Below are 1333 nucleotides of genomic sequence, written 5' to 3'. Positions count from 1 at the left end.
GCTGCAATGACACGACTTCGGTGATGTGCTTGAGCCCCGCTACATTGTCGGCGCGGAATCACTTGACCAGTGAGCTATTACGCACTCTTTCAAGGGTGGCTGCTTCTAAGCCAACCTCCTGGTTGTCTCTGCGACTCCACATCCTTTCCCACTTAGCACACGCTTAGGGACCTTAGTCGGTGTTCTGGGCTGTTTCCCTCTCGACCATGGAGCTTATCCCCCACAGTCTCACTGCCACGCTCTCACTTACCGGCATTCGGAGTTTGGCTAAGGTCAGTAACCCGGTAAGGCCCATCGCCTATCCAGTGCTCTACCTCCGGCAAGAAACACGTGACGCTGCACCTAAATGCATTTCGGGGAGAACCAGCTATCACGGAGTTTGATTGGCCTTTCACCCCTAACCACAGGTCATCCCCCAGGTTTTCAACCCTGGTGGGTTCGGTCCTCCACACGGTCTTACCCGCGCTTCAACCTGCCCATGGCTAGATCACTCCGCTTCGGGTCTTGGGCATGCAACTCAACCGCCCTATTCGGACTCGCTTTCGCTACGGCTACCCCACACGGGTTAACCTCGCTACACACCGCAAACTCGCAGGCTCATTCTTCAAAAGGCACGCAGTCACGGCCCACCAGCAAGCTGATGAACGACGCTCCCACGGCTTGTAGGCACACGGTTTCAGGTACTATTTCACTCCGCTCCCGCGGTACTTTTCACCATTCCCTCACGGTACTATCCGCTATCGGTCACTAGGGAATATTTAGGCTTAGCGGGTGGTCCCGCCAGATTCACACGGGATTTCTCGGGCCCCGTGCTACTTGGGAGATGAGCAAGCAAGCCGTACAGATTTCGTCTACGGGGGTCTTACCCTCTACGCCGGACCTTTCGCATGTCCTTCGACTACCCATACGGTTTCTGACTCGCCCAGCCGCCGGCAGACGACTGAAGCTCATTCCCACAACCCCGCATTGGCAACCCCTGCCGGGTCTCACACCAAAACGGTTTAGCCTCATCCAGTTTCGCTCGCCACTACTCCCGGAATCACGGTTGTTTTCTCTTCCTGCGGGTACTGAGATGTTTCACTTCCCCGCGTTCCCTCCACACTGCCTATGTGTTCAGCAGCGGGTGACAGCCCATGACGACTGCCGGGTTTCCCCATTCGGACACCCCCGGATCAAAGCTCGGTTGACAGCTCCCCGGGGCCTATCGCGGCCTCCCACGTCCTTCATCGGTTCCTAGTGCCAAGGCATCCACCGTGCGCCCTTAAAAACTTGGCCACAGATGCTCGCGTCCACTGTGCAGTTCTCAAACAACGACCAGTCACACACCCTCAAC

General features: G+C 56.9%; 1 rRNA gene. It reads right to left on the bottom strand.

Annotated elements, in window-relative coordinates:
* Window positions 1-1275: ribosomal RNA gene (locus AB0O11_RS39250) — 23S ribosomal RNA — on the bottom strand; the annotation flags it as partial.
* Window positions 1276-1333: the final 58 nt, after the last annotated feature.

The organism is Kitasatospora sp. NPDC093102 (genome assembly GCF_040683915.1).
Lineage (GTDB): Bacteria > Actinomycetota > Actinomycetes > Streptomycetales > Streptomycetaceae > Kitasatospora.
Note: the sequence above shows the minus strand (reverse complement) of the source record. Positions and strands in the feature narration are given on the sequence as shown.